The 4,519-nt window shown below is 64.1% G+C and carries 3 protein-coding genes and 1 pseudogene; 3 read left to right on the top strand and 1 reads right to left on the bottom strand.

All coding sequences use genetic code 11. The features are described from left to right. From EN893_RS01585 to EN893_RS01575, 3 genes and pseudogenes are all read left to right on the top strand, one after another. On the top strand, positions 1–1,142 hold a 1,142-nt coding region (locus EN893_RS01585; RefSeq protein ID WP_164900686.1), incomplete at its 5' end, for an ATP-binding protein. Further along, positions 1,139–2,542 (top strand): sigma-54 dependent transcriptional regulator, encoded by a 1,404-nt coding sequence (locus tag EN893_RS01580; RefSeq protein WP_127271088.1) that lies wholly within the window; start codon positions 1,139–1,141, stop codon positions 2,540–2,542. The genes EN893_RS01585 and EN893_RS01580, both read left to right, overlap by 4 nt. Beyond that, positions 2,526–2,943 (top strand): annotated as a pseudogene (locus EN893_RS01575) (GNAT family N-acetyltransferase). The gene EN893_RS01580 and the pseudogene EN893_RS01575 overlap by 17 nt, the downstream one beginning before the upstream one ends. A gap of 81 nt (positions 2,944–3,024) precedes the next feature. Here EN893_RS01575 and EN893_RS01570 read toward each other — a convergent pair. Next, a partial coding sequence (locus EN893_RS01570; RefSeq protein WP_245490789.1) for a Na/Pi symporter occupies positions 3,025–4,519 on the bottom strand: 1,495 nt, incomplete at its 5' end.

Here is a 4,519-nt window from a genome sequence, read left to right as displayed (position 1 = left end):
CCGAGGACCCCGCCGCAGCCCACGAGCATCTCCAATTGGCCGATGCAGGCTTCGAGCCGCTGCCGATCCGGCGCGGCGCTGGTGACGGCCTGGCGACGATCGACAACGCGGGAAAACCGCGCCAGTTCGTCGAGGTGGTGCAGGATTTGCCCGCTGCTGTTCCTGGCTGGCGTCTCTGGCTGCTCACTCCCGCCGACGCTGCTCTTTCATCGGCCGCCAACACGGCGCGCCTGACCACGCTGCTTGGGCTTCTGCTGATGGGCTTGCTTGCCTTCGTGCTTACCCGCCGCCAGCGCGCACGACGGCTGAGGCAGGAGGCGCTGGCGCGGATGAATGCCGAACTGGAGAGCCGAGTCAGCACGCGAACGGCCGAGTTGACCCGCTCCAACACCGCACTTGCCGGTGAAATCGCCGAGCGCGAGAATGCTGAAGCCAAGGTGCGCCGGCTGCGCGACGACCTCGCCCAGGCCAACCGGCTTTCCATCCTCGGCCAAATCGCCGCCGGCGTGGCGCACGAGATCAACCAGCCGGTCGCCGCTATCCGCACCTATGCCGAGAATGCGGGCCGCTTTCTCGAAACCGGCAAAACCGAACCGGCCAGCGGCAATCTGACGTCGATCGTGTCGATGACCGAGCGCATCGGCGCGATCACCGGCACCTTGCGTACTTTCGCCCGTCGACCCGGGGTTGCCGCTTCGCCGCTGCCGGTGCGCGAGGCAATTGATGGCGCGCTGTCGCTGCTGTCGGGCCGCATCCGTGATTCCGGCGTGACCATCGTCAAGCCGCGCGGCAATGCCTCGCCGGTGGTCATGGCCAGCCGCATCCGGCTGGAACAGATCCTGGTCAATCTGTTGCAGAATGCGCTGGACGCTATGAAGGACCAGCCCGATCCCCGCATAGAGATCCAACTTGCCGAGCACGACGACAGGGTGCTGATTTCGGTGCGCGACAACGGCCCAGGTCTCGGCCCGGAAGCAGCCGGCAATCTGTTCATGCCGTTCCAGACCACCAAGGAGAAGGGGCTTGGCCTCGGGCTGGTGATCTCGCAGGAGATCGCCCAGGAATTGGGCGGCACGCTGCGGCTCGATCCCGGCAATGGCATCGGCGCATCCTTCACCATCGATTTGAGGCGAATTGAATGATTGAGGGATCAGGGCTGGTGGCGCTCGTCGACGACGATGCGGACCTGCTGCACGCCACAACGCAATTGCTCGAGCTTGCCGGCTTCGCTGTGGTCGCGCGCGACGCCGCCGAGGCAGCGCTTGCCGTTGTCGACAGGACCTTTGAAGGCGTGGTGGTCAGCGACATCCGCATGCCGGGCATGAACGGGCTGCAGCTGTTCGATCGCATCAAGGCGATCGACCCGGACATACCCGTGATCCTGGTCACCGGCCATGGCGACGTCGATCTCGCAGTGGCCGCGCTCAAGGACGGTGTCTACGATTTCATCTCGAAACCCTATGCCGGCGAGCGCCTTGTCGAGGCGCTGAAACGGGCGAGTGAGAAGCGACGGCTGGTGATGGAGAACCGGCGGCTGCGCGAAGCCGCGGCCCTCGCCACTGACGGCCTGCCGCTGATCGGCGAGGCTCCTGCCATCAAGCGACTGCGCGAGACCTTGCGCCAGATTGCCGACATGAACGTCGATGTGCTGGTCGAGGGAGAAACGGGAACCGGCAAGGAAGTGGTGGCGGACCTCCTGCACAGATGGGGGCGACGGCGCGCAAAACCCTTCGTGGCACTGAATTGCGGTGCGCTGCCGGAGACGGTCATCGAGAGCGAGTTGTTTGGCCATGAGGCGGGCGCGTTCACCGGCGCGCAGCGGCGGCGGATCGGCAGCATCGAGCATTCCAGCGGCGGCACGCTGTTTCTCGACGAGATCGAATCCATGCCGCCGGCGCTCCAGGTCAAGCTGCTGCGCGTGCTCGAAACACGCAGCCTCACTCCACTTGGCTCGAACGACATCAGGCGCATCGATCTCAGGGTCGTCGCCGCGACCAAGGTCGATCTGGGGCGGTCGGACCAACGCGGTGATTTTCGCGAGGATCTGTATTTTCGCCTTAACGTGGTGACGCTGCGCATCCCGCCGCTGCGCGAGCGTCGCGGCGATATCCCGATGCTGTTTGGGCATTTCCTGGGCAAGGCGGCAGAACGGTTCGGCCGGCCTGTCGCGAAGATGAACGCTGCGGTCAGCGATCATCTCCAGTCGCATGACTGGCCAGGCAATGTGCGCGAGCTTGCCCATTTTGCCGACCGTGTTGCGCTCGGCCTCGGTCCGGAAGATGGGACGAGGGCGGTCTCCGCGCATTCGCCGGAGCCTACGGCAGCATTGCCCGAACGGGTCGGCCAATACGAAGCACAGCTCATCCGCGACGCGCTGCGCGACCATAGTGGCGAGGTGCGCGGCGCCATCGATGCGCTCGGCGTACCGCGCAAGACCTTTTATGACAAACTCAAGCGCTACGGCATTGCCGCATCAGAGTTTCGCAATGGCGGCGACGCCGACACGCAACCATCTCGGAAAAGCGATGAACACGACGCTTGAAACGACGGCAAATCCCTTGCCGGAAGACCTTACCTTTCTCGCCGAAAGGCTGGCGGCGTTCAACGACGGCGATGTCGGCGCATCCGAAAGGAAGGCGCTTGTGGTGTTTGTGCGCGACGAGGATTGCGCGGTCGTCGCCGGCATTTCCGGTTACACCGCCTGGGGCTGGCTCTACGTGCAATGGCTCTGGGTCGATGAGCGGCTGCGCGGCCAGCATATGGCCGGCAAGATGCTGGATGCGGCCGAACAGGAAGCCATGGCACGCGGTTGCCGGAATGCCTGGATCGACACCTTCAATCCGAATGCCGCCAAAGTCTATCAGCGTCACCTTTGGAACGCTCGCCGATTTCCCTATCGGCCGCAGCCGCATCTTTCTACAGAAGAGGCTGGCGTTGGTCTGATCCATCCCGGCGGAACCGGGATGGACTGTCTTCCTGCCTGACCCGCAATCCGAACGAAGGTGGTTATGGTCCGGCGGACCGTTACTCGGCCGGAACCAGGCCTGGGTCTCCCATCGGGCTTGCTCTGGTTTCCTTGCGTGCCGACGCACGGGCGAGCACGCTTTGGCGGTTTACGGATCTGCGCTCGGCATCGATGCGATGGATCAGGATTTCCGCACGCTCGATCGACCCGAGCAGGGCCAGGATCGTGCCGCGTTCGGCGGCACCGGCATTCGGTCCGAGCGCCAGCGTGCGGGCACGCAGTTCCTCGACCCCAGGCAGATTTACATGGCCGGCCGGCATCTGCGGGCTGGAAATTCCGTAAGTAGGCAAGATTTCGCGCAGCGACGTGTCGAGCTTGTTCAGCGCGACGTCGACGATGGCTTGCGCCGGGTTGCTGAACTTCTCGCGCCTGACGCGGCGCGCCACCTGATGCATCGATTCCGTCAGGGCGGCCGTGAAGTCGGCTTCCTCGATCAGGCTGGCGATCAGATCGAGCTGTTCGTAAGGCAGATCCTCCTTCATCAGCGCGGCGGTGTAGGCGCGGATATCGCGGCTGAGGATGTCGGTCGCCAGATAGTGCTCGCCCGGATCCGACGGCGCCTTCTTGGAAGAGCGTGCGATGTCGAGGAACATGGCGCCGGCCTCCAGATGGCGGGCCGTCTCTTGCTGCACGGCGGGAATGGCCTTGGCAAAATCGCTGGCCAGTTTGCGGTCGAGGAATTTCGGCGTCGAGAAATCCTCCGCGTCGTCGGCATCCGTGTGGCCGACACGCGATAGCACCCGCTCGAACACGCCGATGAACGGGAACAGCAGCACTGTGTTGAAGACGTTGAAGAAGGTCGAGTAGAGGCCGACCGCGACCGGCACCAGGGGGAAGGTCTCCTTGCCGTCGACAATCACCGGAACGGCCGGATCGCCGCCGAAGAACTGCATGGCCCATTCCAGCACCTGGATGGAGACGAAGAACAGAGGGATGGTGATGCACACCCCGATGATATTGAACGAGATGTGCGCATAGGCGGTCCGCTTGGCGTTCTTCGAAAGGTTGAGCGAAGCCATCCACGACGTGATCGTGGTGCCGAGATCGGCACCGAGCGAGAAGGCGACGGCGGTTGTCCAGTCGAGAATGCCCGCCGCGCCAAGGCCCATGACGATGCCGATCGTCGCCGAGGACGAGTGGATCATCGCGGTCACGCCGGCGGCGATGAACACGCATTTGAAAAGGTTGAGGTAGGAGTCGGCCGTCAGCGTCTGCAGCAGCGCCATGACTTCCGGCAGGTTGCGAAGCGGACGCAGGCCGCCGGTCATCAGGTTGAGGCCGTAGAAGATCAGAGCGAAACCCATGCAGGCGAGCGCTATGTTCTTCACCTTTTCGCTTTTGGCGAAGCAGTAGACCAGCGAGAACACGCCGGCCAGGATCAATCCGAGCGGACCGAGCGGCAGGGCGATGAGCCCGTTGCCGAGCGTGGTGCCGATGTTGGCGCCCATGATCACGCTGATCGCCGGCCGCAGGGCGATGACACCGGCATTGACC

This window comes from Mesorhizobium sp. M7A.F.Ca.CA.004.04.2.1, from assembly GCF_004022825.1.
GTDB lineage: Bacteria > Pseudomonadota > Alphaproteobacteria > Rhizobiales > Rhizobiaceae > Mesorhizobium.
This window is presented reverse-complemented; position numbering and strand designations above follow the sequence as displayed.

Coding starts and splice junctions, on each gene's coding strand:
- EN893_RS01580 (WP_127271088.1), top strand. CDS start 1,139: ATGATTGAGGGATCAGGGCTGGTGGCGCTCGTCGACGACGATGCGGAC.